Raw genomic sequence first — 24453 nt, 5'->3', positions numbered from 1 at the left:
GCACGCGCCGCCACGACATCCGATGCCTCAGCGGCTGCCCAGCGGTGCTCCGAAGAAGGTGGCGAACTTGGCGGACAGGGTGTCGCCGAGGAAGGACAGGGCGCCGGGAGTGGCGGCCATGGTGCCTGCGTCGGAGGTGGTGCAGCCCCGTGCGGCGGGGATGCCGTCGAGGCGGTCGCGCAGCCAGAGCAGGGCGGCGGGTCCGCCGACGACCTCGGCGACGATGTGTTCGCTGGCGTGGTCGCGGGTGTAGGTCAGGGAGGTGTTCGGGTCCCGGCAGTAGGTGTCGACCAGGGTGTCGGTCGCGGCGAGGGGGAGGATCTCGTCCCACGCGGAATGCCACACGAACAGCGGCATATCGGGGACGGACTTGCCCATGCGTGTGTCATCGAGCATGGCCGCCACCGGCGGATCGTCGAGCGGGTTGCCGTCGGAACCGATCATGCCGGTGAGGTCGAGGAACGGCAGCAGCGCCGACTGGTACTGCACACACAGCGGCGACTTGATCGCGGTGAGTCCCTTACCGAGCGGGTTCAGCCGCTGATCGAGATAGGCGGCGAAATCGGGGTATTCGCGGGTGAGGCCCAGGACGGCGGCGAAGACCAGACCGGAGGTGAGCTGATTGTTCGCCATGGTGAGGGCGGCACCCAGATCCGCGCCGACCCCACCCTCGGCCGCGCCGACGATGTTCAGTTCGGGTGCGTAACGCGCGTGCAGCTCGGCAGCGTGCCCGGTCGCGATCGACCCGCCGGAGTACCCGTAGAGGCCGACCGGTGCGCCGGGCCCTACCTCGAGCGGCGCGAATCCGGTCGCGGCGCGAATGCCGTCGAGGGTGATCCGGCCCGCCAGCGGTCCGGCGGCATAGGCCGAGTACGGACCCTGATGGTCGGGCACGACGACCGCCCAGCCCTGCGCCAGCGCCGCCTGCGCGAACAGGAATTCGGCGGGCACCACGATCTGTCCGGCAACCGGCGCGACCGAAAGATGTTGCAGCGCATAGGACGGCGCGCAATAGCCTGCGGTCGAGTCCTCGGCCAGCTGGACCGAGAGCAGCTTTCGCGGTGAGATCGCCTGTCCGCGTGGCTTGATCAGCGTGGCCACGGCCGGGATCGCCTCGTCGCGGCTGTTGTTGGAGCGGTAGGACACCTGCCACGCGTCGACCTCGACCGGAAGCACGCCGAAGTCGGCGATGGTGACCTGCCTGGCCGCGATGATCGCGCCGGGTTCGGTCGCCGCCACCACATCGGCGGGCGGAAGGTAGAAGCCCGGGTCGAGTTCGGGTGGCAGTGGAATCACCGGGGCGGGCGGGATCGCCGTCGGCTCGGCCGCGACCGGACCGGCCGCCATCACCGTTGCCGCCGCGAGCACGCTGGTGGCCAGGGCGAGCCAGCGCGGAATCAGGGGAGATCTCATCGTGCACAGTCCTCACAGGAATTGAGACGCCTTCGTCTCAATGGCGGCTACTATGGCACGGGTGTGGTGTGGATCGCAATCAGATGCGGGTTACGCAGGCGAGGTCAGGGCATTGAGCAGGGTGGTGAAGACATCGACGAGATCGTCGACGGGCGGCCGGGGGTCGTCGAGACTCCACTGGTGCACGGCGCCGTTGACGGCGCCGATGAAGGCCGCCATCGCCATCCGCCAACCGCCCGGCGGCGTGCGCACGCCGTCGCGCGCGCCCGCGACGGTGGCGACCACCTCGCCCCACTGATCCCGGACCCGAGCCCGGTGTTCCTCGACCGAGGCGCTCACCCCGACGATCTCGACGAACGCCACCTTGGCTGCCCGGATGTCGTCGGTGATGGCGGTCGTGTAAGCCCGCAGCGCGGCTTCGATGAGGGTGCGCAGATCGTCGGTGCCGACCGCCGCCAGCGCGGCGAGCACGGCGTCCCGCGCCCTACCCTGCACCGCGTCGTACACCGCGACGAGCAGTTCCTCGCGACCGGCGAACTGCTCGTAGAACTGGCGCCGCGACAGACCCGCCGCCGCGCACACATCGGTGAGCGAACTGTTGGCGTACGACTTCTCCGCGAAGACGGTCAGCCCCGCCTCGATGAACAGCGCGCGACGCTCGACCTGCCGCTCGGCGACCGAAGTGCCGGTGTAATTGTGCCGAGTCCGCCCAGATGTCACCCCACGACCCTACGAGGTGGCGGCCTCGACGGGTCCGATCGGGACCACCAGCGGGGTGCCGGTGACCGGGTCCTCGATCACCTTCGCGCGCAGCCCGAACACCTGCGCCACCACGTCCTCGGTGAGGACTTCGGCGGGCGTGCCCGCCGCGACCACGCATCCGGCCCGCATCGCGACCAGCCGATGGGCATAGCGTGCGGCGAGATTGAGGTCGTGCAGCACCATCACCACGGTGCGGTTCGCTTCGGCGTGCAGCCGCCGGACCAGGTCGAGCACCTCGATCTGGTGGGCGAGGTCGAGGAAGGTGGTCGGTTCGTCGAGCAGCAGCAGGTCGGTGTTCTGGGCCAGCGCCATCGAGATCCAGGCGCGTTGGCGTTGCCCGCCGGACAGCTCGTCGAGCGAGCGGTCGGCGAACTCGACCATATCGGTCCAGGTCAGCGCCTCGGTGACGGCGGACTCGTCGTCCTGGGACCACTGGCGGTACCACCGCTGGTGCGGGTGCCTGCCCCGTGCGACGAGGTCGGCGACGGTGAGACCGTCCGGGGCCAGCGGTGATTGGGGCAGGATGCCGAGTACGCGCGCCACGTCCCTGGTCGACATCCGGTCGATGCGTTTGCCGTCGAGGTGCACATGACCACCGGTGGGCCGCAGGAGCCGGGCCATCGCGCGCAGGAGCGTGGATTTTCCGCACCCGTTGGGTCCGATCACCGCGGTGATCGTGCCGCCGGTGACTTCGAGATCCAGCCCGTCGACGACGGTGGTCGGCCCGTAGCCGAGGGTCAAGGCGTCGGCCTGGAGCCGAACGGTCATCACACGCCCGCTTTCCCGGCGCGATTGCGCCGCATCAACAGATAGATCAGATAGGGGGCGCCGAGCACGGCGGTGACCACTCCGACGGGCAGCTCGCCCGAGGGCAGCAGCGTGCGGGCAACCAGGTCGGCGGCGACGGTGAAGGCCGCGCCGAGTATCGCCGAGGTGAGCAGCGGTGGCTGGGCCGAGCCGGTGAGCCGCAGCGCTACCTGCGGCACCGCGAGGGCGATGAAGATGACGGCCCCCGCCGAGGCGGTCGCGACCCCGGCGAGCAGCACCGCGAGCACCAGCAGGGTCAGGCGGGCGGTATTGAGCCGGATGCCGAGGGAGCGGGCGGTGTCGTCGCCGAAGTGCAGGGCGCCGAGGAGGTGGGTGCCCGCGAGGACCACCGGCACCAGGACGGCCAGGGCGATGGCGACCGGTGTCACCTGGATCCAGCCGCTGCCGTTGAGGCTGCCGGTCAGCCAGGTCACCGCCCGCGTCGCGACATCGACTTCCCCGACACTGAGCAGCCAGAACGTCACGCTGGACAGCAGCGAACCGGCGCCGAGGCCGACGAGTACGAGTCGATAGCCTTCGATCCCGCCGCGCCAGGCCAGCACGAAAACTCCCAGCGCCGCGAGTAATCCGCCGAGCATGGCTGCCACCGGCACCCCGATCTCGGCCACCGCGCCGCTGACCTGCCCCCGGCTGCCCGACAGCGCGATCACCGCGACCGCGGCGACGCTCGCGCCCGCCGTGACACCGAGAATATCGGGACTGGACAACGGGTTTCGCGCGATGCCCTGGGTGATCGCCCCGGACAACGCGAGCGCCGCGCCGACCAGCGCACCGGTGAGAATCCGCGGCAGCCGCAGATCCCACACCACGTATGCCAGCCCGTCGTCGCCACCACCGGTGAGCACCGCGAGCACATCCAGCGGCGTGACAGGGCCACCGTCGGGCATCGTGTAGGTGCCGAGTGCGAGCGCGACACAACTGGTGACACCGAGCACCGCCACGCCGAGCAACAGGACCGCCGTGGTGCGCAACCGCAACTGCCAGGACACCGGTCCCAGCCGGACCGCCCGCACGGTACTCATACGGTCACCAGCTTCCGGCGACGGACGAGCACGATGAAGAACGGCACGCCGACGAAGGCGAGCATGATGCCCGCGGGTAATTCGCCCTTGTCCAGCACCACTCGTCCCGCGATGTCGGCGACCAGCACCAGGATCACGCCGAGCAGCCCGGCGACCGGGACCAGCCAGCGGTAGTCGGGTCCGGTGATGCCGCGCGCGAGGTGCGGAACGACGAGTCCGACGAACCCGAGCGGTCCGGCGATCGCCACCACCGCGCCGGTGAGCAGCACGATCGAGCCGATGCCGACGGTGCGGGCCAGGGTGACGCGATGACCGAGCGCGCGAGCGGTGTCCTCACCCAGGCCGAGCGCGTTGAGCGCGGAGGTATTGGCCAGGGCGAGCACGATCCCGGCGACGACGAAAGGTGTTGCCTTACCGAGCAAGTCGAGGCTGGTTCCGGCCAGCGACCCGGCCTTCCAGAAGCGGTAGATATCGGTGACGTCGGTGTCGAACAGCACCACCGCCGAGATCAGCCCCTGCAACAGATAGCTGACGGCGGCGCCTGCCAGCGCGAGAGTCACCGGGGTCGGCCCGCCTCGTCCCGTCGTCCCGATGACGAACACCGTGACGGTGGCGATCAAGGCACCCGCGAAACCGAACCACACATAGCCGAACAGGCTCGAGATGCCGCCGACCATCACCGCCGCGACGATGCCGAGCGCCGCACCCTGGGTGATGCCGAGCAGTGCCGGATCCGCGAGCGGGTTCCTGGTGTGGCCCTGGATCACCGCGCCCGCGATGCCGAGCGCGAGCCCGGCCAGGATCCCCAGCAGGGTGCGCGGCAGCCGAAGCCCGTTGACGATGGCACCGGTCTCGGTGTCGGTGGTGCCGCCGAGTGCTTGCAGAACCTCGAGGGGCGCGATGAATTTCGAGCCGACGGCCATGCTGAGCAGCACGGCCGCGAGCACCGCGACCAGCAGACCCGCGATGAGTAGCAACCGGCGAGACCGCGTGTCGGCGAACACGGCTCCGGGCGGCGATGCGGTCACTTTCCCTCTTCGTAGTTGGTAATTAGGTAAGGCTTCGCTACGTTAGCAACCCTGAGGACAACCGAACCACCCGGGAGACGTCGATGAATACCCCACTGAGCCGTCGGCTCGCCGCCGCCGCGGCAGTCGCCGCCGCCGTACTGAGTCTTTCCGCGTGCGGCCAGGAACGCGCGACCACCGGCGCCGCAGGCAGTGATTGCGACACCGCGAGCAATCTCGACGGCGGCGCCTACCCGCGCACCATCGAGAAGGGTGCGGTCAAGGACGCGGCGGGTGCGGATGTCGGCACCGTCGTCGACCCGGCGACAATCGCTACCCGCCCGGTCCGGGTCGCCGCGCTCGATCAGACATTCGTCGACGCCGCTCTGGTGCTCAACACCGAACTCGTCGCGTACACGACCTACCAGTCCATGGGGGACAAGCTGCCCGCGTTCCTCGGTGCGTCGGCGCAGACCTGCGGCGGCCGCGCGGTCAACATCGGCAACGTCCAGACCCCCGACATCGAGAAGCTCGCGGGGACCCGCCCGGACCTGATCGTGTCGGCCAAGGTCCGTCACGAGAAGCAGTACGAGCAGTTCCGTGGCATCAAGCTCGGTTCGGGCACGGTGCCGGTGGTGTTCAGCCAGACCACCGGCGCCACCTGGAAGGAGAACCTGCTGTTGCTCGCGAAGGCGGTCGACAAGGAGAACCTCGCCAAGGCCAAACTCACCGCCTACCAGGACCGGGCCGCCGCGATCGGCGCGGCGATCAAGGCGAAGAACGGCGGCACCGCGCCCACCGTCTCGCTGCTGCGTTTCATGGGCAAGGAGGACCGGCTCATGCAGCGGGTCAGCTTCATCGGCGACATCTTCGCCGACACCGGCCTGAACCAGCCCGACAAGTCCGCCGACCCGAAGAACGACTTCGCGATCACGTTGAGCCCGGAACGTCTGCTCGACGCCGACGCCGACTACGTCTTCCTCACCAGCAGCGGTGAGGACGCCGCCACCCAGCGCAAGGCGGCCGCCGAGGCCAACCCGCTGTGGAACCAGCTGCGCGGCAAGATCACCCCGGTCGACGACCTGGTCTGGCTGACATCGGTCGGTCTCACCGGCGCGCACGCGGTACTCGACGACATCGCCGCGACCTTCGGGGTCGACCCGGCTAAGTAGGCGCGGAGCTTCCTGTGCGCCCACCCCTACACTCGGCGGGGTGGGCGAACAGAAGCAGCGCATGCTGGCGGGGGACCTGTACAAGGACAACGATCCGGAACTCGTGGCCGAACGGCAACGGGCGCAACGGTTGTGCGACGAGTTCAATCGCACCGGGCCCGACGAAACCGACCGGCGGACCGAGCTCCTTGGTGATCTCCTCGGAAAACTGGGTGAGGGGTCGTGGATCATGCCGCGATTCCAGTGCGACTACGGCTATCTGATCGAGATCGGTGCCAACAGCTTCCTCAATTACGACGCGATCCTGCTCGATTGCGCGCCGATCATCATCGGGGACGACTGTTCGATCGGGCCGCGCTGTCAGCTGCTCACCGCCCTTCATCCGATGCAGGATCACGAAAAGCGCAGGCAGCGCTGGGAATCGGCGGCGCCCATCCGGATCGGGAACAACGTGTGGTTCGGCGGCGGAGTCATCGTGTGTCCCGGGGTCAGCATCGGCGACGACGTGGTGGTCGGTGCGGGCAGCGTGGTCACCCGCGACCTGCCCGACCGCGTGTTCGCGGCGGGCAATCCGGCCAGGGTGATCCGGGCGCTGTAGGTGTGATCCGCGCGTCGCCGGGTCGCGTTCGGTGGGTCGGCGGCAATACTGTCTGTTCATGGGCCAATCGCGAGTCGTGCAGGAGCAGGAAGCCACCCGGCCGTTGCGCGAGGACATCCGGTTCCTCGGCGGCATCCTCGGTGAAACCATCCGTGACCACGAAGGACCCGAGGTGTTCGACCTCATCGAGCGGGTCCGCATCGAGGCGTTCCGGGTGCGTCGCGAGGAAGTGGAGCGCAGTGCCGTCGCCGACATGCTCGACGGCACCCCCACCGGGGTGGCGCTGCCACTGATCCGGGCGTTCAGCTACTTCGTGCTGCTGGCCAATCTGGCCGAGGACATCCAGCGCGACCGCCGCCGTGCCGCACACGTCGCCGCGGGCGAGCCGCCGCAGGATTCGTCGCTGGCCGCCACCTACGCCAAACTCGACGCCGCCGACCTGGAAGGCGCGAGCGTGGCCGAACAGCTCACCGACGCCCTGGTCTCCCCGGTGATCACCGCGCACCCCACCGAGACGCGCAGGCGCACGGTCTTCGATGTGCAGGCCAAGATCACCGCCCTGATGCGGTTGCGGCGCAGGCTCGAGCCCGGCGATCCCGGTTACGACGACACCGAGCTGCGAATTCGCCGTGAAGTGCTCACCCTGTGGCGCACCGCGCTGATCCGGTTGGCACGCTTGCGGATTCAAGACGAGATCTCGGTCGGCCTGCGCTACTACGACCTGACCCTCTACGACGTGATCCCGGCGATCAACGCCGAGGTCCGTGCGGCCCTGCGTTCCCGCTGGCCCGATGTCGACCTGCTCGAGCGCCCGATCCTGCGCCCCGGCTCCTGGATCGGTGGCGACCGCGACGGAAACCCCTATGTGACAGCCGACGTCGTGCACACCGCCGCCGAGCAGGCCGCCGCCTACGCCTTCGGCCGCTACCTGGGTGAGCTGGTGGAACTGGAGAAGTCGCTGTCGCAGTCGGCGCGGCTGGTGCGGGTGAGCCCGGCGGTCACCGCGCTCGCGGAGTCCGGTTACGACGACCCGGCCGTGTTCGCCGACGAACCGTATCGCCGTGCGCTGCATGCGATCCGGGCCCGCCTCAGTGCCACCGCGCGACGCGCGCTCGACCGCCTCCCGGACAACGGTCTCGCCACAGATGCCGAGCCGTACCCCACCCCGCAGGCTGTGCTCGACGACCTGGACGCGATCGATGCCTCCCTGCGCGCCAGCGGTGACGCCCTGCTCGCCGACGACCGCCTCGCCGCCCTGCGCCACGCCGTGGAGACCTTCGGTTTTCACCTGCAGGGCCTCGACATGCGCCAGAACTCCGAGGTGCACGAACAGGTCGTCACCGAACTGCTCGCCTGGTCGGGTGCGCACCAGGACTACGCGAGCCTGAGCGAAGCCGAACGGGTCGACCTGCTGGCCACCGAATTACGCACCCGCAGGCCACTTCTCGGCCCGAACGCGCGGCTGAGCGAGCTGGCGGCCAAGGAACTCGGTGTGCTGCGAGCCGCCAAGGACGTGATCGACACCTTCGGTGCCGCCGCCGTGCCGAACTACATCATCAGCATGTGCACGTCGGTGAGCGACATGCTCGAGGCCGCCCTGCTGCTCAAGGAAGCAGGGATCCTCGATCCCGGCACGCCCGACGGTTCACCGCACAGCCCGGTCGGTATCGTCCCGCTGTTCGAGACCATCGAGGACCTCGGTGCGGGCGCGGCGACTCTCGCTGCCGCACTGGAGGTTCCGGTGTACCGTGACCTCGTCGCCGCCGCCGGGATGCGGCAGGAAGTGATGCTCGGCTACTCCGATTCCAACAAGGACGGCGGGTACCTGGCGGCGAACTGGGCGCTCTACCGCGCCGAACTGGACCTGGTCGAGGTGGCGCGCAAATCGGGAATCCGGTTGCGGCTCTTCCACGGTCGTGGCGGCACCGTCGGACGTGGTGGTGGTCGCAGCTACGACGCGATCCTCGCCCAGCCCGCCGGCGTCGTGCGCGGGTCGTTGCGGCTCACCGAACAGGGCGAGGTGATCGCCGCGAAGTATTCCGAATCCGGTGCGGCACATCGCAACCTGGAGTCACTCATCGCGGGCACCCTCGAATCCACCCTGCTCGATGTGGAGGGCCTCGGCGACGACGCCGAACCCGCCTACGAACTGCTCGACGACCTGGCGACCCGGGCCCGCGCCGCCTACGCGCACCTCGTGCACGACACCCCCGGCTTCGTCGAGTACTTCCGGCAGTCCACCCCGGTTGCCGAGGTCGGCGATCTCAATATCGGCAGCCGCCCGGCCTCGCGCAAACCGACCAATTCGGTGTCGGACCTGCGTGCGATCCCGTGGGTGATGGCGTGGAGCCAGGCCCGCGTCATGCTGCCGGGCTGGTACGGCACCGGCACCGCACTCGAGGACTGGGTCGGCGACGATCCGGCACGCCTGGCCCGGCTCACCGATCTGTACCAGCGCTGGCCTTTCCTGCGCACGGTGCTGTCGAACCTGGCGCAGGTGATGGCCAAGAGCGACCTCGACATCGCCGCCCGCTACGCCGACCTCGTCGACGACGAACACCTGCGCGACACGATCTTCGGGATGATCCGCGAGGAACACGCGCGAACCATCCGCATGTACAAGGCGGTCACCGGCCACGACGAACTCCTCAGCGACAACCCGTCGCTGGCGGAGTCGATCCACAATCGTTTCCCCTACCTGGAACCGCTCAACCAGCTCCAGGTCGACCTGCTGCGCAGGCTGCGCGGGGGCGACGATTCCGAACTGGTGAAGCGGGGCATCCTGCTCACCATGAACGGTCTCGCCACCGCCCTGCGCAACTCGGGCTAGGTCCTAGCCCGCGTGACAGGTGATGTCGTGGTCGGGCATGGTGCCGTCCACCAGGTAGCCGGTGACGGCGGCGGTCGCGCAGGGGTTGTCGCCGAGAACGTAGACCCCGTGCCCGCTCCCGTCGACGATGACCGAGCGGGAGCGCTGACCGAACTTCTCGTCGAGCAGTTGGCCGCCGCGTAGCGGGGTGACCGGGTCGCGCTGGTTCTGCACGATCAGCACATCGGCCGGGCCGGTGTTGTCGATTCGCACCGGCGGCTCGGAGGGCCCGAGCTTCCAGTAGGCGCAGGGCATCACGTTCGCGGCGGCCGCACCGTAGAGCGGGTACCGTTCCCGGTCCTCTCCAACGGCACGCCGGTAGGTCGCGATGTCCTCGGGCCATTCGACATCGTTGCAGGTCACTGCCAGAAAGACCGACCAGCCGTTGTCGTTCGGCGAAGGCGCACCCGTACCCGGCGGGCGGCCGCCCGCGGGCCCGGGACGTCCGGTTTCGAGCAGCGACTTCCAGCTCTCGGCGGCCGACGCGTACAGCGCCGGGCGATAGAGCGTGAAGAAGGTGCCGAAACGGAAGAGACTGCCGTCCATTCCGTCCACCGGGTTCGCGTCGAGTCGCTCGGCGAGGGTGAAGTACGTGTGCCGCACTTCTTCCGATGTGCGGCCCAGGCCGTATGTGTCGTGGCGGTCGGCGGCCCATTGCGCGAAGTCGGGAAACGTCTGTTCCATGCCGAGGCCGTACAGGCGCATCCCGTCGTGGTCGAGGTGGGTGTCGCCGATATTGCTGTCGAGCACGATGCGGTCGGCCTGCTGCGAGAACATCGAGGCGTACGCGGCGCCCAATGCGGTGCCGTAGGAGTAGCCGAGGAAGCTCGCCTCGTCCGCACCCAGCGCCGCCCGGATCCGGTCCAGGTCGCGGGCCATGTTCGCTGTCGAGATGTGGCGCAACCGGCCGTCGTGGTCGTTGGCCGCGCACTGCTCGGCGACCCCCTGGGCGACCGCGGCCCGCTCGGTGACCGCCGCGTCGTTCACCGCGTACGGCGCGATATTGCCGAAGTACGCCTGATCATCGGTGAACCCGCAGCTCACCGGTGCCGAATGCCCTACCCCGCGCGTATCCATACCGATCACGTCATAGCTGTCCAGCACCTCTGCGGGCAATCCGTGAGCGGCCAGGAACTTGGGCTGATCCAAGCCCGAACCACCTGGACCACCGGGGTTGAGCAACAACACGCCGCGACGCTTGTCCGGGTTCTTGCTCGCCAGCCGCGAGATCATGATCTCGATCCGCACGCCTCCGGGCTCGCTGTAGTTCAAGGGCACCGCGACGGTGGCGCACTGCAACTGGGCGGGCCCGGCTGCGGGATCTTCGACCCCGTCGGGACATGCGCCCCACCGCATCTGCGTCGCGGGGCGTTCGGTCGGCTGCGCGGCCGCGATGGGCGCCCCGACCAGCGCTCCGGTGAGACCGAGCACGGCAAGCACGCTCCAGGTCCGTTGTCGATTCATACGCTGCTACTCCCCGACGAAATGGCGCCTACCACGAGCAGGCCGTCAGCGGGCGCTCGTGTCCGGCTGGTACATGACCGAGTCTGTCGAGTCCGCGCCGCAGGCACATCGCCCCGGCGGCGGCGATCGTGTTCGACGAAAGTCGAGTCGGCTATTCGCCCCGGGTCGAGCACATCTCAGCCGCTGGGTGGGTGCTCGAGGCCGGTCGTCGTCGCGATAATGGCCGGGTGGACACCGACGGCCCGGCACGACTCGGGGTATGGCAGCAGACCTGGCGGCTGACGGCGGCCGCGGCAATCGGCGCCGCCCTCTGGTTCTCCGTCGCCGCCGTACTGCCTGCAGGCTGTACGGCCGACACATGTTCCTGGCTGGTGACCGGTGATCCGCTGATCGCACTCGGCTGCCTGGCGGTGCTGCCGTTGCGGCGCCGGTTCCCGTTCGCCATCGCCCTGGTGGTCGTGATCGCCTCGGCTGCGTCGGCGCTCGCCACCGGTGCCGCGCTGCTGGCACTGTGTTCGCTGTCCACCCGTCGCCGTCCGGTCGAGATCGCCGTGGTCGTTGCGGCGTATGTGACGGCGGCGCAGTTCGCTCAGGGTCTCTACCCGGTCGACACCCCGCCCGCCCCGGTCTGGCTGCAATTCGCACTGACGGTCTCGACCGCGGGGATCGCCGTGGCCACCGGCGTGGCCATCGATGCCCGCCGCGTCGAAGTGCGATCGCTGCGCGAACGCGCCGACAGCGCCGAACGCGAACAGGGTGCCCGGGCGGCACAGGCACGGGCCACCGAACGCAACCGGATCGCCCGCGAAATGCACGATGTGCTCGCCCACCGGATCTCGCTGGTCGCCATGCAGGCCGGCGTCCTCGATCACCGTGACGACCTTTCGGCCGAGGAGAAGCGCATGCTGATCCGCGGGATCGCCGACGGTTCCCGCCAAGCGCTGGAAGAACTCCGGGATGTCCTCGGCGTGCTCCGTGCCGACCCCGACCGCCCCGAACCACCGCAACCCACCCTGGACCGGATCCCGGAGCTGGTGGCCGACGCCCGGTCGTCGGGCCTGGACGTGACGCTCGCCGGCACGGTGACCGGCACCCCACCCGAGACCGTGGGACGGACCGGCTATCGGGTGATCCAGGAAGGGCTGACCAATGCCGCGAAGCATGCGCCGACGGCGGAGGTCCGCGTCACCGTGGACGGGGCGCCCGGCGGCGAATTGCACGTCAGCGTGCGTAATTCGGCGGGCACCACCGCCGTCGCCCGGCCACCGGCCTCGGGCTACGGTCTCCTCGGCCTCGCCGAGCGCATCACCCTCGCAGGCGGAACACTCGACCACCATCACACATCCGACAACGGGTACGTTCTCACCGCGCAACTTCCCTGGCCGGAGCACGATCACGAGAAAAGAGCATGAGTGCACAGTGATCAGGAAACGGTGCGCGTCGTCATCGTCGACGACGACCAGCTGGTGCGGATGGCGCTACGACTCGTCATCGACGGCGAGCCGGATCTGACCGTCGTCGCGGAGGCCGCCGACGGAGACACCGCGATCGAGGTGGTGCGCGAACAGCGACCCGACGTCGTGCTGATGGATGTGCGGATGCCCGGCCGCGACGGCGTCGACACCACCCGGTCCCTGCGCGCCGAACCGGCCGCGCCCGCGGTGCTCATGCTGACCACCTTCGATTCCGACGAACTGGTACTGCGTGCCCTACGCGCCGGGGCCCTGGGCTTCGTGCTCAAGGACACCCCGCCCGCGCGGATCGCCGACGCGGTGCGCACCGTCGCGGCCGGTAATCCCATGCTGTCTCCCACGGTCACGGCGCGGGTGATCGCCGCGGCGACCGGGCCGGGTTCCGCCGAAGCCCGCAGCGACTCCCGCGACGCCGCGCGGAAACGGCTGGCCGCCCTGTCGGAACGCGAACTCGACACCGCGCGAGCCATCGCGGACGGGCTCGGCAACCCGGAGATCGCCGCGAGGTTGCAGGTCACCGTCGCCACCGTCAAGGCACACACCGGCAATCTGTTCACCAAGCTCGGTCTCGCCAATCGGGTACAGATCGCACTGCTGGTTCGCGACGCGGAACAATGAGCCGGAAGACAGGTGGGGGCGGCGCCGCTGCGCGGCACCACCCCCACCTGCGACTTCGACAGGCCTAGGTCACAGGCAGACGCTGATGGTGAACGGGCCGACCGGGATGCCGGTGCAGATCGACACCGAACCGACGACAGGCGTCGCGGTGGCGGCCGAGGCGGTGCCCGCACCGGTAGCGGTGACGAACAGGGCGAGTGCGGCGACGGCGAGCGGGCGGGCGGTCTTGACGAACATAGGCTGATCCTCGGGTAGGACGGGTCGAACAGGCCCCAGGCGGGGCCCGACCCATCTCAACACGAGCCCCGCTCCGGTGTCCGTCGCATCGCGGGAAACGCAGTCGCTCAATCGGTCACGATCGCCACGGCATCGATCTCCACGAGCATCTCGGCGCGCGGCAGCCCCGTGAACACGGTGGTGCGCGACGGCAGCACCCCGTCGGTGGTGTGCTCGGTGACGAACTCGCCGTACGCCTCGTTCATGATCGCGAAGTCCTCGCGCTTGGTGAGGTACACGCGCAACATCACCACGTCGTCGAAGGTGGCGCCGGACGCGTCGATGATGGCCTTCACGTTCATCAGGGTGCGGGTGGTCTGGGCGGCCACGTCACCCTGGTGCAGGTATTCGTTGGTTTCCGGGTCGACCGGACCCTGCCCGGAGACCTGGATAAACGGTCCCTTGCGCACGCCCTGGGAGAAGGTGTGGGCGGGGGCGGGAGCGTCGGAGGTGCGGACGGCGATCTTGTCGGACATTGGTTCAGCCTTTCCTCGCGGGGACGGCTCGGCGGGGATCCCAGCCGAGTTCGGTGGAGATGGCATCGGCGCACGCACGCACCTGGGGGAGCAGTGCGAGCACCTGGTCGTGATCGAGCAGCACATCGGGCACCGAGACCGACACGGCGGCGACCACATTGCCGATGCCGTCGCGCACGGGCACACCGATGCAGTTGACGAAACTTTCGTGTTCCTCGTGGTCCTCGGCGAAGCCCTGGGCCGCGACCCTTTCCAGCTCGGCGAGATATCGCTCCGGCGTACGCAGAGTGCGCGGGGTGAACGGGTGGTAGTCCAAACGTGCTGCGACCGTGGCCCATTCGGAGCGCGGCAGCGCGGCGACGAGAACCTTGCCGACGGCCGTGCAATGCAGGGGAGCGGGCCTGCCGATGCGCGAGTACATCCGCACCGACTGTTCGGCATCGACCTTGTCGATGTAGACCGCGTCGCCGGACTCGTAGGCGGCCAGGTGCACCGTCTGGCCCGTGGTCGTGCCGAGGGCGCTCAGATGCGGCCGGGCGACCGTGCGTACATCACGGTTTTCCAGTGCGTGGCTTGCCAATTCGAACATGCGGCTACCCAGGGAGTAGCGGTGCGCGGCGTCGCGGACCACGAATCGTTCGGCCTGCATGGTCTGCAGCAGCCGCAGCACGGTCGACTTGTGCACCCCGAGCCGGCCCGCGAGTTCGTCGAGGGACTGGGAGTCCTCGCCGAGCGCGATCAGAATGGACAGGGCTCGCGACACGCTTTGACTCATGGCCCGATCGTCCCATCTGCTCGCGGTGGATAGGTGAGCCCCGTCCAGGCGTCGTCGGGAAGCGCGGCCAGTCGCCGGAGTTCTTGGGACGGTGGAAGTTTCGCCGAGTCGCCCGAGGCGGTGAGGGTGGCGGCCGCGCACAGGTGCCCGTAGCGCAGACGGGTGCGCAGGTCGGCGCCGTGCAGCAGTGCCGCGAGGTAGCCGCCGGCGAAGGCGTCACCGGCGCCGATGCGTTCGGTGACGGTGAGGTTCAGCGCGGGAACTTCCACCACGTGATCACCGTCGAAGCCGATCGCGGTGTGCTTGTCGTTCTTGACGATCAGCTGCCCGGGCTCGGGGAACAGGCCACGCAGGGCCACCGGATCACCGGTACCGAAGATCTCGGTGGCTTCGTCGGCGCCGAGGAACACGACATCGGCGCCACGCACGTGCGCGGCGAGTTCGTCGGCGGCCGCGCCGATACGCGAACCCCACACGGCCGGACGGTAATTCAGGTCGAAGCTGACCAGCGAACCGTGTCGCGGGCGGTCGAGCAGGCCGCGGGTGAGCGCGCACGCCGACTCGGACAGCGCGGGGGTGATGCCGGTGAAGTGCACGAGGTCGGCTCGTCCCAGTGGCGGTGCGTCGAGGTCGGCGGGCGAGAGTGCGCTGGCGGCCGACCCGGATCGGTAGTAGTGCATGCGGCTCTCGCCACGGGGTAGGTCGTGTGTCGCGCCCGAGCCGCCGCCGCGCTCCTTGATGTAGATGCCGGTCGGCCGCATCGGGTCGACCGCGACCGCTGCCACGTCCACCCCCGCACGGGCCAGCTCGGCCGTCAGGTAGCGCCCGAACCCGTCGTCACCGACCCGCGACAGCCATGCCGCCGATATCCCGAGCTGGGCAAGCACCGAAGCCACGTTCGCCTCGGCGCCACCGGCGCAACGCTCGAACATCCCGGAGCGTTCGAGCGGGCCGGGCTCGGCGATGAGCACTGCCAATCCCTCACCAACGGTGACCGCCCTGGGCTGCGCCTTTGTTACCTGGGTCACCTCGTCGGACCTTTCGTGGTTGCGGTCACTGCTGTCTGCATGCACAATAACGAGCAGAAACATTCAGTGCAACTCGCGTTGCATATAGTGCAATAGCTCTCGGACATGTCCGATCTTGCTGTGTACCCGCCGGGAAAGGGATGCTGTGACCATCGACAACGATGTCGTCGACGCGCTGGCCGCCGAGCTGCTCGGTCCGCACATCAAGAGCGCCCCACCCGCCGCGTGGGGCCACACGGTCCGCGAATACCTCACGGGCACACCGCAACTCACGCACTGGCAGACGCCGCTGCTCACCCTCGACCGCGCTGCCCTCGACGCCAACCGGGCGTTGATGGCCGACTGGAGCAGTGCCGGTGATGTCGCGCTCGCCCCGCACGGCAAGACCACCATGGCGCCGCAGCTGTGGCGCGAACAGTTGCGGGCAGGTGCCTGGGGAATCACCCTGGCCACCGCCTGGCAGGCACAGCTCGCTCGCTCCTTCGGTGTCGGCCGCATCCTGCTCGCCAACGCGCTGGTCGACCCGATCGGACTGGCGTGGGTGGCCGAGGAGTCGGCGCGCGACGAGAATTTCGAGTTCTACTGCTGGGCCGACAGCATCGCCACCGTCGAGCTGATGGACAAGATCCTGCGCGACACCGCGCCCGGTCCGCGGGTCCGCGTGCTCGTCGAACTGGGTGGCACGCACGGTCGTACCGGGGCGCGGACCCGTGCCGAGGCGCTCGCGGTCGCGCATGCCCTGGTCGGCAGCGAACGCCTCGTGCTGGCGGGCGTGGGCGGATACGAAGGCGCGCTGGCCCACGATCGCACCCCCGCGGCGCTGACCGCGGTTCGTGACTACCTGCGCGAACTCGCCGCCCTGCACCGCGAACTCGGCGAGCTGTACTCCGGGCCCGCTATCGTCTCGGCGGGCGGCAGTGCCTATCCCGAACTGGTCGTCGAGGAACTGGCCGGTCTCGCCTCGGATCAGCTGCCGACTGCGCCGGGATCGACCACCGTGGTGTTGCGTAGCGGGGCATACCTCGTCCACGACGACGGCTTCTACGCGGGCATCTCCCCGCTGAGCGCCCCCGCCGCCGACCCCGGCCTGCGTTCGGCGATGCACGGCTGGGCCAGGGTCGTCTCCCGTCCGGAGCCGGAACTCGCCCTGCTCGACGGCGGCAAACGCGACTTCCCCTTCGACGAGGGCCTGCCGACACCGCAACTCGTGGTCGGCGGGTCGGCACTCCCGTCGGGCGCGCAGGTGAGCGCGCTCAACGACCAGCACACCTTCCTGCGTCTGCCCGGCGCCACGTTCGCGGATCTTCCCGTGGGAAGTGTTGTCCGGCTGGGCCTTTCGCACCCCTGCACCGCCTTCGACAAATGGCGGCTGATTCCCGTGATCGACTCCGCCGAGACGGCGCACCCGCGCGTGGTCGACCTCATCCGCACCTACTTCTGACGGACGACCATGACCTCCTTGCTCTTTCGCGACATCGATATCGTCGACGGCACCGGCGGACCACGCACCCACGGCGACGTCCTCGTCCGCGACGGCCGCATCGCCGAGATCGCCGATTCGATCCACACCGACGCTCCCGCGGTCGGTGTGCGGCCGGGCTCGGTCCTCGCGCCGGGCTTCATAGATATGCACGCCCATTCCGATCTGTACCTGCTCACCCACCCCGAGCACATCCCGAAGATCACCCAGGGTGTCACCACCGAGGTGATCGGCCAGGACGGGCTGTCCTACGCGCCGATCGACGACGCCGCACTCGCGCTGGTGCGCAAGCAGATCGCGGGCTGGAACGGCAACCCCGCCGACTTCGACTTCTCCTGGCGCACCGTCGGTCAGTACCTGGACCGGCTCGACGAGGGCATCACTCCCAACGCCGCGTATCTGGTTCCGCAGGGGACGCTGCGTCTGCTCGTCGTCGGCGCCGATCAGCGTGCGGCGACCACCTCCGAGATCGACCGGATGTGCGCGCTGCTCGCGCAGGGGCTCGACGAGGGCGCGGTCGGCATGTCGAGCGGGCTCACCTACACGCCCGGAATGTATGCCGACACCGGTGAGCTCGCCGCCCTGTGCGCCGTCGTCGCCTCCTACGGCGGCTTCTACGCCCCGCACACCCGCTCCTACGGTGCGGGCGCGCTGGAGGCCTACGCCGAAATGATCGGTCTGGCGAAGGCCACCGGCTGCGCCCTGCACCTGACCCACGCCACCATGAACTTCGGTGTGAATCGCGGTCGCGCACCGGAATTGCTCGCCATGATCGCCCGTGCCCGCGCCGACGGCTGCGACATCACCCTCGACACCTACCCGTACCTGCCCGGCTCGACCACCCTGTCGGCATTGCTACCCAGCTGGGCGATGTCGGGCGGTCCCGACGCCGCGCTGGAACGGCTCGGCGACCCGGCCGCGCGCAGCCGCATCGCCGCCGATGTGGACGTGCACGGGTCCGACGGGTGTCACGGTGTCACCGTCGAGTGGGAGACCATCCAGATCAGCGGTGTCGGCAACGACGAACTCGCCGAGCACGTCGGCCGCACCGTCGCCGAGATCGCCGCCGAGCGCGGCACCGCGCCCGTCGAGGTGTTCTTCGAGCTGCTGGAGCGCGACCAGCTGGCCACCACGATCCTGCAGCACGTGGGCCACGAGGAGAACGTGCGCGCGATCATGGTCGATGCCGGGCACATGGGCGGCAGCGACGGTTTGCTGGTCGGCGCCCGCCCGCATCCGCGCGCGTGGGGCACCTTCCCGCGCTACCTGTCGCGCTATGTCCGTGAGCTCGGCGTCCTCGGTCTCGAGGACTGCGTGCATCACCTCACCGGCCGTCCCGCCGCCCGGCTGCGGCTGGCCGAGCGCGGCCTGATCCGACCCGGTTTCGCCGCCGACCTGGTGGTGTTCGATCCGGCAACGATCCACGACACGGCCACGTTCGAGCAGCCACGTCAGCAGGCGCGTGGTATCCAGCACGTGCTGGTCAACGGCGAATTCGCCGTGGAGAACGGCACCGCGACCGGAGTCCGCGCCGGTCGTGCCCTGCGCATGGACGCCACGCGAGAGGAGACCCGATGAATCCACTGCTGAGCTCGTCGTCACGGGCGATGGAGGTGATCCGGGCCGACCGGGCGCTCACCGTCGTCCGCGCACCCGCCGTCCCCGATCCCGTCGCACTGGCCGAGGCACTGGCCGGGGCGGGATTGCGTGCGGTCGAATTCACCTTCACCACCCTCGGTGTGCTCGACGCGATCGCGAAGGCGCGCAGCGCTGCCGACGCGGTGATCGGCGTCGGCACCGTCACCACCCGCGACCAGGCGGCGGCGGCCGTCGACGTCGGCGCGCAGTTCCTCGTCACCCCTGCGGTGCGTCCGGAAGTCGCCGAAGTCGCTGTGGCCAACCGGATCCCGGTCATCATGGGTGCTTTCACGCCCACCGAGGTACTGGCGGCGGTCGACCTGGGTGCGGCAGCGGTGAAGATCTTCCCCGCCCGCTCACTCGGCCCCGCCTATCTCAAAGACCTGCTCGGTCCGTTCCCGCACGTGTTCCTGATTCCGTCCGGCGGCGTCAACGCGCACAACGCGCGGGAATACCTGCAGGCGGGCGCCATCGCCGTCACCGCGGGCACCGAGGTGGTCGCACCCCTGGACGTCGCGAGCTCGCGCTGGTCCGAGATCGGCTCGCGGGCCGCACGTTTCGTTCATTCGCTGGATTGAGAGGTTTGTCCATGGGCGCCACAGTCGACTGGCTGCGCACCACCACCCCTGGGTTGCTGGTGCTGTGCGGTCTCGCGATCGCCGTACTGCTCATCGCTATTATCAAGATCAAACTGGAGCCGTTCGTCGCGCTGCTGCTCACCGGTCTGCTGCTGGCCCTGGCCGCCGGACTACCGGTCTCCCAGATCGTCGGCACTCCGCTCAAGGCGGGTGAGTCGCTGCTAGAGACCGGCTTCGGCAATATTCTCGGACACATCGCGGTGATCATCGGGCTCGGCACCGTGCTCGGTGCCATCCTCGAAAGATCCGGCGGCGCCGATGTTCTCACCGACAAGCTGCTTCGGGTGTTCGGTGAGAAGGGCGCGCCCGTCGCGATGGGCATCCTCGGCCTCATCTTCGGCATCCCGGTGTTCTTCGATATCGGCATCTTCGTCCTCGCACCCCTGATCTACGTCGCGGCCAAGCGCGGTGGACGCTCGCTGGTGCTCTACGCCATGCCCATGCTGGCCGGTCTGTCCATGACGCACGCGTTCCTGCCGCCGCATCCGGGACCGGTCGCGCTCGGCGGCCTGCTCGGCGTGAGTCTCGGCTGGCTGATCGTGATGGGCTTCGTCTGCGGCATACCGGGTTTCATCGCCTCCGGCATCCTCTGGGGGACCTACATCGGCAAGCGGGTCATCGTCTCGGTACCCGAGGAATTCGTGCCGCTCGAGCCCGACACCGACGACGAGGAGGGCGGCATCGTCGCCACCGGTGTGGTCACCAAGGCCCCGCCCTCGGTGGCGTTGATCGGCGCCATCATCGCCATCCCGCTGGTACTGATCCTCGGTGCCACCTTCGGATACCAACTGCTGGACAAGGATTCGGCCCTGCTGCAGGTGCTCACCTTCTTCGGCACGCCCGCCGTGGCGCTGCTCATCACCGTGCTCGTCGCGTTCTACCTGCTCGGTATCCGGCGTGGTTCCACCGTGCAGGAGCTCAGCGTCATCACGGCCGAATCGCTCAAGCCGGTCGGCATGGTGCTGCTGGTGGTCGGCGCGGGCGCGTTCTTCGGCAAGGTCATCTCGGCCACCGGTATCGGCACCGCCCTGGCCGACACGATGTCGGCGGCCGGCCTGCCCGTCATCGTGCTCGCCTACCTCATCAGCTGCGGCCTGCGCATCGCCCAGGGTTCGGCCACGGTCGCCATCGTCACCACCGGCGGCATCGTCGCCCCGCTGGTCGCCGAGCAGAACTACTCGCAGATGTCGATCGCCCTGATCGCCATGGCGATCGCCGCGGGCTCGATCATCCTCAGCCACGTCAACGACGGCGGTTTCTGGATCATCGCGAAGTACTTCAACATGACGGTGAAACAGACACTGCAGACGTGGACGGTGCTCGAAACCGTGTTGTCAGTGGTGAGTTTCGCGGTCGCGGCGCTGCTGTTCTCGATCGTGTAGCGGTTCGGCCGAAACCGGGCTGTCCTGCGCGGGCAGCCCGGTCGCGCTGTCTTCGGTCCAGGCGCACGCGGCCCGGTGGTCGTGGCTGGGCACGATGCGGACCGCATCGCGAACGGCGTGCAGGCGATGGATCGTCCGCCAGGCACCGGTGCGGTCGTCGTCGGCCAGCGCGCCGGGGTAGCCCGACTTCTGGCGCAGCTCGGTGGTCTGCAGGTTGTGCCAGACCGCGTCGCCCGCCAGCAGGACGGGTCCGCGTGCGGTGCGGAGCAGAATTCCGATGCTGCCAGGTGTGTGGCCGGACAGATCGACCAGCACCACCGCGCCGTCGCCGAACAGATCGTGGCTCGCGGCGAAGGTGAGGACGGGCGGGCCGTCGAGTTCGTAGCAGTCGAGCGGGCGATCCCGGACGGCTTGCCGCACGCCGCCGACGGGGGCGACCGGGCCGGTCATCGCCCACCGGTGCTCGGGTCGATGCAGCCGCAGCGGCAGGTCCGGCAGATCGAGCAGTCCGGCGACATGATCCCAGTGCAGGTGGGTCGGCAGCGCGAAGTCGATGTCACCGGCATCGATCCGGCTGCGCTGCAAAGACTCTCGGATATCGAGCACATCGCTCGGTGGGTTCACCGCGAGCCGCAGCACCGGCGGTAGTTCGGCTACCGCCCGGCGCCGCACGTCGACGCAGATGCCCGGGTCGACGAGGAACGTCGCCCGGGGGTGCCGCACGACGAAGGCCGTCATCGCGGACTCGATCCGGCGCGGAGTGAACACCCCTTCGACGACGGCGGCGGTCGGCACGCTGCGGGCGTTCTGTGCCAAGGCGACCAGTTCGACCGTTGCCGAGCCACGCGGTAATCCGTTGTCGCGCAGGGCGGAAAGGAATCGGCGATCGGGTCGGCGCGGCAGCACGGCACCGGTGATCGCCGTGGTCGCGGCGCGGCAGCATTGCCACACATCCGGCGTCGCTACTCGCTCGCCCACCGGTGCGAGGTTGTGTTCGGTTGTCATGGAGTTACGCTAAAACTTCAGGTCGACCTGAAGTAAAGAGGCGAACGTGACCAATACCGCCGGACCGCGCCGAATCGGTGATGTCGCCGTCGAACTGGGTGTCGCCGCCCATGTGCTGCGTCATTGGGAGGACGTCGGGGTGCTCGTCCCGCCCCGGGCGCCGGGCGGTCAGCGGGTCTACAGCGACGACCTGGTGGTTCGTGCGCGCCTTGTGCTGCTCTGTCAGCGAGCCGGGCTTTCGCTGGCCGAGATCAAGGACCTGTTCGCGGCTCGGTCCCGGGCGGAGCGGGTCGAACTCTTCGCGGGCAAGCAGGCCGAACTGGGTGCGCGCGTGCGCGATCTCACGCGCACCATCGATTTCCTGGCCCACGTGCTGCGCTGTACACACCCGATCGTCGATGAATGTCCGGAGTGCGTCGGGTTCAGTCGCGAGGATGCGGCGGAACGCATCGGCGCGTTGTTCGGGTAGTCGGTCGCGAGGTGCGTCAGCGCGCCTTTCGGGCGGGCGGCGAGAGTGTTCGAGTCAGCCGTTCGAGTGCCTCGCGGGGATCTTTGCCATGCTCCGCGCCGGTGAGACGGTGGATGACCGCGCCGTCCATGTAGTCGACGAGGATTCCGGCGTCGATCGGACCGATGCCCGCCTGAGCGGCGAGCTCGACCGCCTGCTCGCGTAGCCGTCCGTGCCCGCGCCGCAGCGATTCGGCGACGGTCGGCATCGCTTGGGATTCGCCGAAGAGGGCGAGGCGGGCCTGGGTGCGGACGCGGTCGGTGGTCGTCGCGTGGGTGATGAATCGGGCGAGTGCGTCGACGAGGTGGTCGACGGTCGGCGGCCCGAGCACGCGGTGCAGGGCGGTCCAGTCGGCGTGATCGCGCTGTTCGAGACGCTCGGCCACCCCGCACAGCAGCGCTTCCCTGGTACGGAAATAGTTGGACGTGGAGCCGGCGGGTAGTTCGGCGGCTTGGTCTACGGCGCGGTGGGTAAGGCCACGTGAGCCGCGCGTGCCCAATACCTCGATGGCCGCGTCGAGGATCTGTTCGCGTTTGGTTGCCACAGATCGATACTACGGGCGTAGTGATGGGCACTACATCCGTAGTGTTACTCACTACAGCTGTAGTACGGTGGCATCGCACCGGGAAGGCTTCGTGCGCGAGCCTCTCCGGTCCGCAAGTGGTACCCGGACAGGGATCGTCACTCGATACGAAGGGTTCGGAATGGCTACAGCGATAGTTGTCGGCGGCGGAATCGGGGGGACGGCGGTCGCCCTCGGGCTGATCGAACGCGGATGGTCGGTGCGGGTGCTCGAACGAGCGGCGCGGTACACCGAGGTCGGGGCGGGAATCTCGCTGTGGCCCAATGCCTTGCGGGCGCTGGACGCACTCGGTGTCGGCGAGGCGGTGCGGGCGCAGGGGTTGGACGATGTGTCGGCGGGGATTCGGGACGAGCGGGGGCGATGGTTGTCGCGGACCGATGTGGCGACCATGCGGCGTCGGTTCGGGGCGCCGGTGATGATCCATCGGGCTGCGTTGCTGGATATTCTTCGGGGTGCTCTGCCGGAAGGGGTTGTGGAGACTGGGGTTTCAGTGGAGCGGGTCGACTCGGACGGGACGGTCGTTTATTCGGCCGGGTCGGGGCGGGACATGGGCGAGGTCAGCTCTACTGCCGACCTGGTCGTCGGCGCAGACGGTATCCGCAGCGTTGTCCGGCGGGCCGTCTGTGGGGAGGTCGCGCCGCGGTATGCGGGGTACACGGTGTGGCGTGCGGTGGTCGGTATCGCCGAGCCGTTGACCGAATTCGGTGAAACATGGGGTCGGGGAGCACGTTTCGGCATGGCGCCGCTGCCCGATGGGCGCATCTACTGCTTCGCGGTCTATGACGCCGAGGAAGGTGTCGGCGGCAGTTTCGCCGATGTGCGTGCCCGCTTCGCCGGCTGGCACCATCCCATTCCGGCGCTGCTCGCGGCTGCCGATCCGAACACGGTGCTGCACAACGATATCTATGAACTTCCCGCGCTGCCGACCTTCACCGCGGGTCGTCTCGCGTTGCTCGGCGACGCCGCTCACGCTATGACGCCGAATCTCGGGCAGGGTGGGTGTCAGGCGCTCGAGGATGCGGTTGTTCTTTCGCGGTTGGCCGGTAGGACTGATGGGTTGAGGCGCTATGACTCCGAGCGGCGGCCTCGTACGCAGATGATCGCTCGGCGGTCGGGAGCGATCGGGGTTGTCGCTCAACTGTCCGCGCGGCCGTTGGTTGCTGTTCGTGATGCGGCTTTGCGGATGACTCCGGCCGGTGCTCAGTTTCGTTCGCTGGGAAAGGTTTTGGATTGGGAGCCGTGATTTCAGGTTGGGGGAGTGGTGGTTGTTTCGGGCGGTGCTGGTAGGTGTACCTGCCGCACTCGCGGCCGTGCGGAACCCTGTCGGTGTTTTGTGCACCACGGAGGTATTGGGCTGTGTTTTTGGAGCGCTGGCGCGCTCGAGCGCGGCCCCTGGGGGGCCGCGCGAACAGCGCTCGAGACTCGCGCTTCGCGCATGC

The 24453-nt window shown here is 68.9% G+C and carries 23 protein-coding genes; 11 read left to right on the top strand and 12 right to left on the bottom strand.

Translation table 11 applies throughout. The features are described 5' to 3' along the window. Positions 1-27 precede the first annotated feature (27 nt). The 5 genes from AB0I19_RS24005 to AB0I19_RS23985 all read right to left on the bottom strand — a co-directional run bounded on the left by AB0I19_RS24005 (position 28) and on the right by AB0I19_RS23985 (position 5053). On the bottom strand, positions 28-1347 hold the full coding sequence (locus AB0I19_RS24005; RefSeq protein ID WP_357151559.1) for a lipase family protein: 1320 nt from the start codon (positions 1345-1347) through the stop codon (positions 28-30). Between the two features lie 156 nt (positions 1348-1503). Then, a complete protein-coding gene (locus AB0I19_RS24000) occupies positions 1504-2133 on the bottom strand; it encodes a TetR/AcrR family transcriptional regulator (protein WP_357151339.1) in 630 nt (209 codons plus the stop codon). A 9-nt stretch (positions 2134-2142) separates the two neighbouring features. Next, the gene (locus AB0I19_RS23995; RefSeq protein WP_357151337.1) at positions 2143-2943 is read right to left on the bottom strand and encodes an ABC transporter ATP-binding protein; all 801 of its coding nucleotides are present in this window, start codon (positions 2941-2943) and stop codon (positions 2143-2145) included. Beyond that, on the bottom strand, positions 2943-4025 hold the full coding sequence (locus AB0I19_RS23990; protein ID WP_357151335.1) for an iron chelate uptake ABC transporter family permease subunit: 1083 nt from the start codon (positions 4023-4025) through the stop codon (positions 2943-2945). Before AB0I19_RS23990 ends, AB0I19_RS23995 begins: the two co-directional genes overlap by 1 nt. Further along, on the bottom strand, positions 4022-5053 hold the full coding sequence (locus AB0I19_RS23985; protein ID WP_357151333.1) for an iron ABC transporter permease: 1032 nt from the start codon (positions 5051-5053) through the stop codon (positions 4022-4024). Before AB0I19_RS23985 ends, AB0I19_RS23990 begins: the two co-directional genes overlap by 4 nt. An 83-nt stretch (positions 5054-5136) precedes the next feature. Between AB0I19_RS23985 and AB0I19_RS23980 the strand changes: the two genes are divergently transcribed. The 3 genes from AB0I19_RS23980 to ppc are packed head-to-tail and all read left to right on the top strand — an operon-like array spanning position 5137 to position 9632. Next, a complete protein-coding gene (locus AB0I19_RS23980; RefSeq protein ID WP_357151331.1) occupies positions 5137-6204 on the top strand; it encodes an ABC transporter substrate-binding protein in 1068 nt (355 codons plus the stop codon). A 40-nt stretch (positions 6205-6244) separates the two neighbouring features. After that, on the top strand, positions 6245-6802 hold the full coding sequence (locus tag AB0I19_RS23975; protein ID WP_357151329.1) for a sugar O-acetyltransferase: 558 nt from the start codon (positions 6245-6247) through the stop codon (positions 6800-6802). Between the two features lie 58 nt (positions 6803-6860). Further along, complete coding sequence (gene ppc / locus AB0I19_RS23970) at positions 6861-9632, top strand: phosphoenolpyruvate carboxylase (RefSeq protein WP_357151327.1); 2772 nt, start codon at positions 6861-6863, stop codon at positions 9630-9632. 3 nt (positions 9633-9635) lie between these two features. Here ppc and AB0I19_RS23965 read toward each other — a convergent pair whose 3' ends face one another. Further along, positions 9636-11135, bottom strand: a complete 1500-nt coding sequence (locus tag AB0I19_RS23965) for an alpha/beta hydrolase (RefSeq protein WP_357151325.1) — start codon at positions 11133-11135, stop codon at positions 9636-9638. Between the two features lie 227 nt (positions 11136-11362). On the opposite strand from AB0I19_RS23965, the gene AB0I19_RS23960 reads away from it, so the two are divergent. Next, on the top strand, positions 11363-12547 hold the full coding sequence (locus AB0I19_RS23960) for a histidine kinase (protein WP_357151323.1): 1185 nt from the start codon (positions 11363-11365) through the stop codon (positions 12545-12547). Continuing rightward, on the top strand, positions 12548-13225 hold the full coding sequence (locus tag AB0I19_RS23955) for a response regulator transcription factor (protein ID WP_357151321.1): 678 nt from the start codon (positions 12548-12550) through the stop codon (positions 13223-13225). 69 nt (positions 13226-13294) lie between these two features. Here the strand turns inward: AB0I19_RS23955 and AB0I19_RS23950 are convergent, their stop codons facing one another. The 4 genes from AB0I19_RS23950 to AB0I19_RS23935 all read right to left on the bottom strand — a co-directional run bounded on the left by AB0I19_RS23950 (position 13295) and on the right by AB0I19_RS23935 (position 15780). Then, positions 13295-13462: a hypothetical protein gene (locus AB0I19_RS23950; protein ID WP_357151319.1), complete on the bottom strand. Its 168-nt coding sequence runs from the start codon at positions 13460-13462 to the stop codon at positions 13295-13297. Positions 13463-13569: 107 nt separating this feature from the next. After that, positions 13570-13977, bottom strand: coding sequence for a RidA family protein (locus tag AB0I19_RS23945; RefSeq protein ID WP_067644498.1), 408 nt, complete (start codon positions 13975-13977; stop codon positions 13570-13572). Positions 13978-13981: 4 nt separating this feature from the next. Continuing rightward, the gene (locus tag AB0I19_RS23940; RefSeq protein ID WP_357151317.1) at positions 13982-14752 is read right to left on the bottom strand and encodes an IclR family transcriptional regulator; all 771 of its coding nucleotides are present in this window, start codon (positions 14750-14752) and stop codon (positions 13982-13984) included. Then, positions 14749-15780, bottom strand: coding sequence for a sugar kinase (locus tag AB0I19_RS23935; protein ID WP_357151315.1), 1032 nt, complete (start codon positions 15778-15780; stop codon positions 14749-14751). Before AB0I19_RS23935 ends, AB0I19_RS23940 begins: the two co-directional genes overlap by 4 nt. 145 nt (positions 15781-15925) lie before the next feature. On the opposite strand from AB0I19_RS23935, the gene AB0I19_RS23930 reads away from it, so the two are divergent. The 4 genes from AB0I19_RS23930 to AB0I19_RS23915 are packed head-to-tail and all read left to right on the top strand — an operon-like array spanning position 15926 to position 20918. Further along, positions 15926-17221 carry an amino acid deaminase gene (locus AB0I19_RS23930; protein WP_357151313.1) on the top strand — a complete coding sequence of 432 codons (1296 nt, stop codon included), beginning with the start codon at positions 15926-15928 and terminating at the stop codon, positions 17219-17221. Positions 17222-17230: 9 nt separating this feature from the next. Then, positions 17231-18838 carry a D-aminoacylase gene (locus AB0I19_RS23925; RefSeq protein WP_357151311.1) on the top strand — a complete coding sequence of 536 codons (1608 nt, stop codon included), beginning with the start codon at positions 17231-17233 and terminating at the stop codon, positions 18836-18838. Beyond that, a complete protein-coding gene (gene eda / locus AB0I19_RS23920; RefSeq protein ID WP_357151309.1) occupies positions 18835-19476 on the top strand; it encodes a bifunctional 4-hydroxy-2-oxoglutarate aldolase/2-dehydro-3-deoxy-phosphogluconate aldolase in 642 nt (213 codons plus the stop codon). Before AB0I19_RS23925 ends, eda begins: the two co-directional genes overlap by 4 nt. 11 nt (positions 19477-19487) lie before the next feature. After that, a complete protein-coding gene (locus AB0I19_RS23915; protein WP_067644481.1) occupies positions 19488-20918 on the top strand; it encodes a gluconate:H+ symporter in 1431 nt (476 codons plus the stop codon). On the opposite strand, the gene AB0I19_RS23910 is transcribed toward AB0I19_RS23915, so the two are convergent. Then, positions 20871-21923: an MBL fold metallo-hydrolase gene (locus AB0I19_RS23910; protein ID WP_357151307.1), complete on the bottom strand. Its 1053-nt coding sequence runs from the start codon at positions 21921-21923 to the stop codon at positions 20871-20873. The two genes, AB0I19_RS23915 and AB0I19_RS23910, sit on opposite strands and share 48 nt — an antisense overlap. A gap of 46 nt (positions 21924-21969) precedes the next feature. Here AB0I19_RS23910 and AB0I19_RS23905 point away from each other — a divergent pair, with 46 nt between their 5' ends. Continuing rightward, the gene (locus AB0I19_RS23905; RefSeq protein ID WP_357151305.1) at positions 21970-22392 is read left to right on the top strand and encodes a MerR family transcriptional regulator; all 423 of its coding nucleotides are present in this window, start codon (positions 21970-21972) and stop codon (positions 22390-22392) included. A gap of 16 nt (positions 22393-22408) precedes the next feature. Here AB0I19_RS23905 and AB0I19_RS23900 read toward each other — a convergent pair whose 3' ends face one another. Beyond that, positions 22409-22975 carry a TetR family transcriptional regulator gene (locus AB0I19_RS23900; protein WP_357151303.1) on the bottom strand — a complete coding sequence of 189 codons (567 nt, stop codon included), beginning with the start codon at positions 22973-22975 and terminating at the stop codon, positions 22409-22411. A gap of 160 nt (positions 22976-23135) precedes the next feature. On the opposite strand from AB0I19_RS23900, the gene AB0I19_RS23895 reads away from it, so the two are divergent. After that, positions 23136-24257 carry an FAD-dependent monooxygenase gene (locus AB0I19_RS23895; protein WP_357151557.1) on the top strand — a complete coding sequence of 374 codons (1122 nt, stop codon included), beginning with the start codon at positions 23136-23138 and terminating at the stop codon, positions 24255-24257. Positions 24258-24453 lie beyond the last annotated feature (196 nt).

Source organism: Nocardia sp. NPDC050413 (assembly GCF_040655475.1).
Lineage (GTDB): Bacteria > Actinomycetota > Actinomycetes > Mycobacteriales > Mycobacteriaceae > Nocardia > Nocardia coubleae.
Note: the sequence above shows the minus strand (reverse complement) of the source record. Positions and strands in the feature narration are given on the sequence as shown.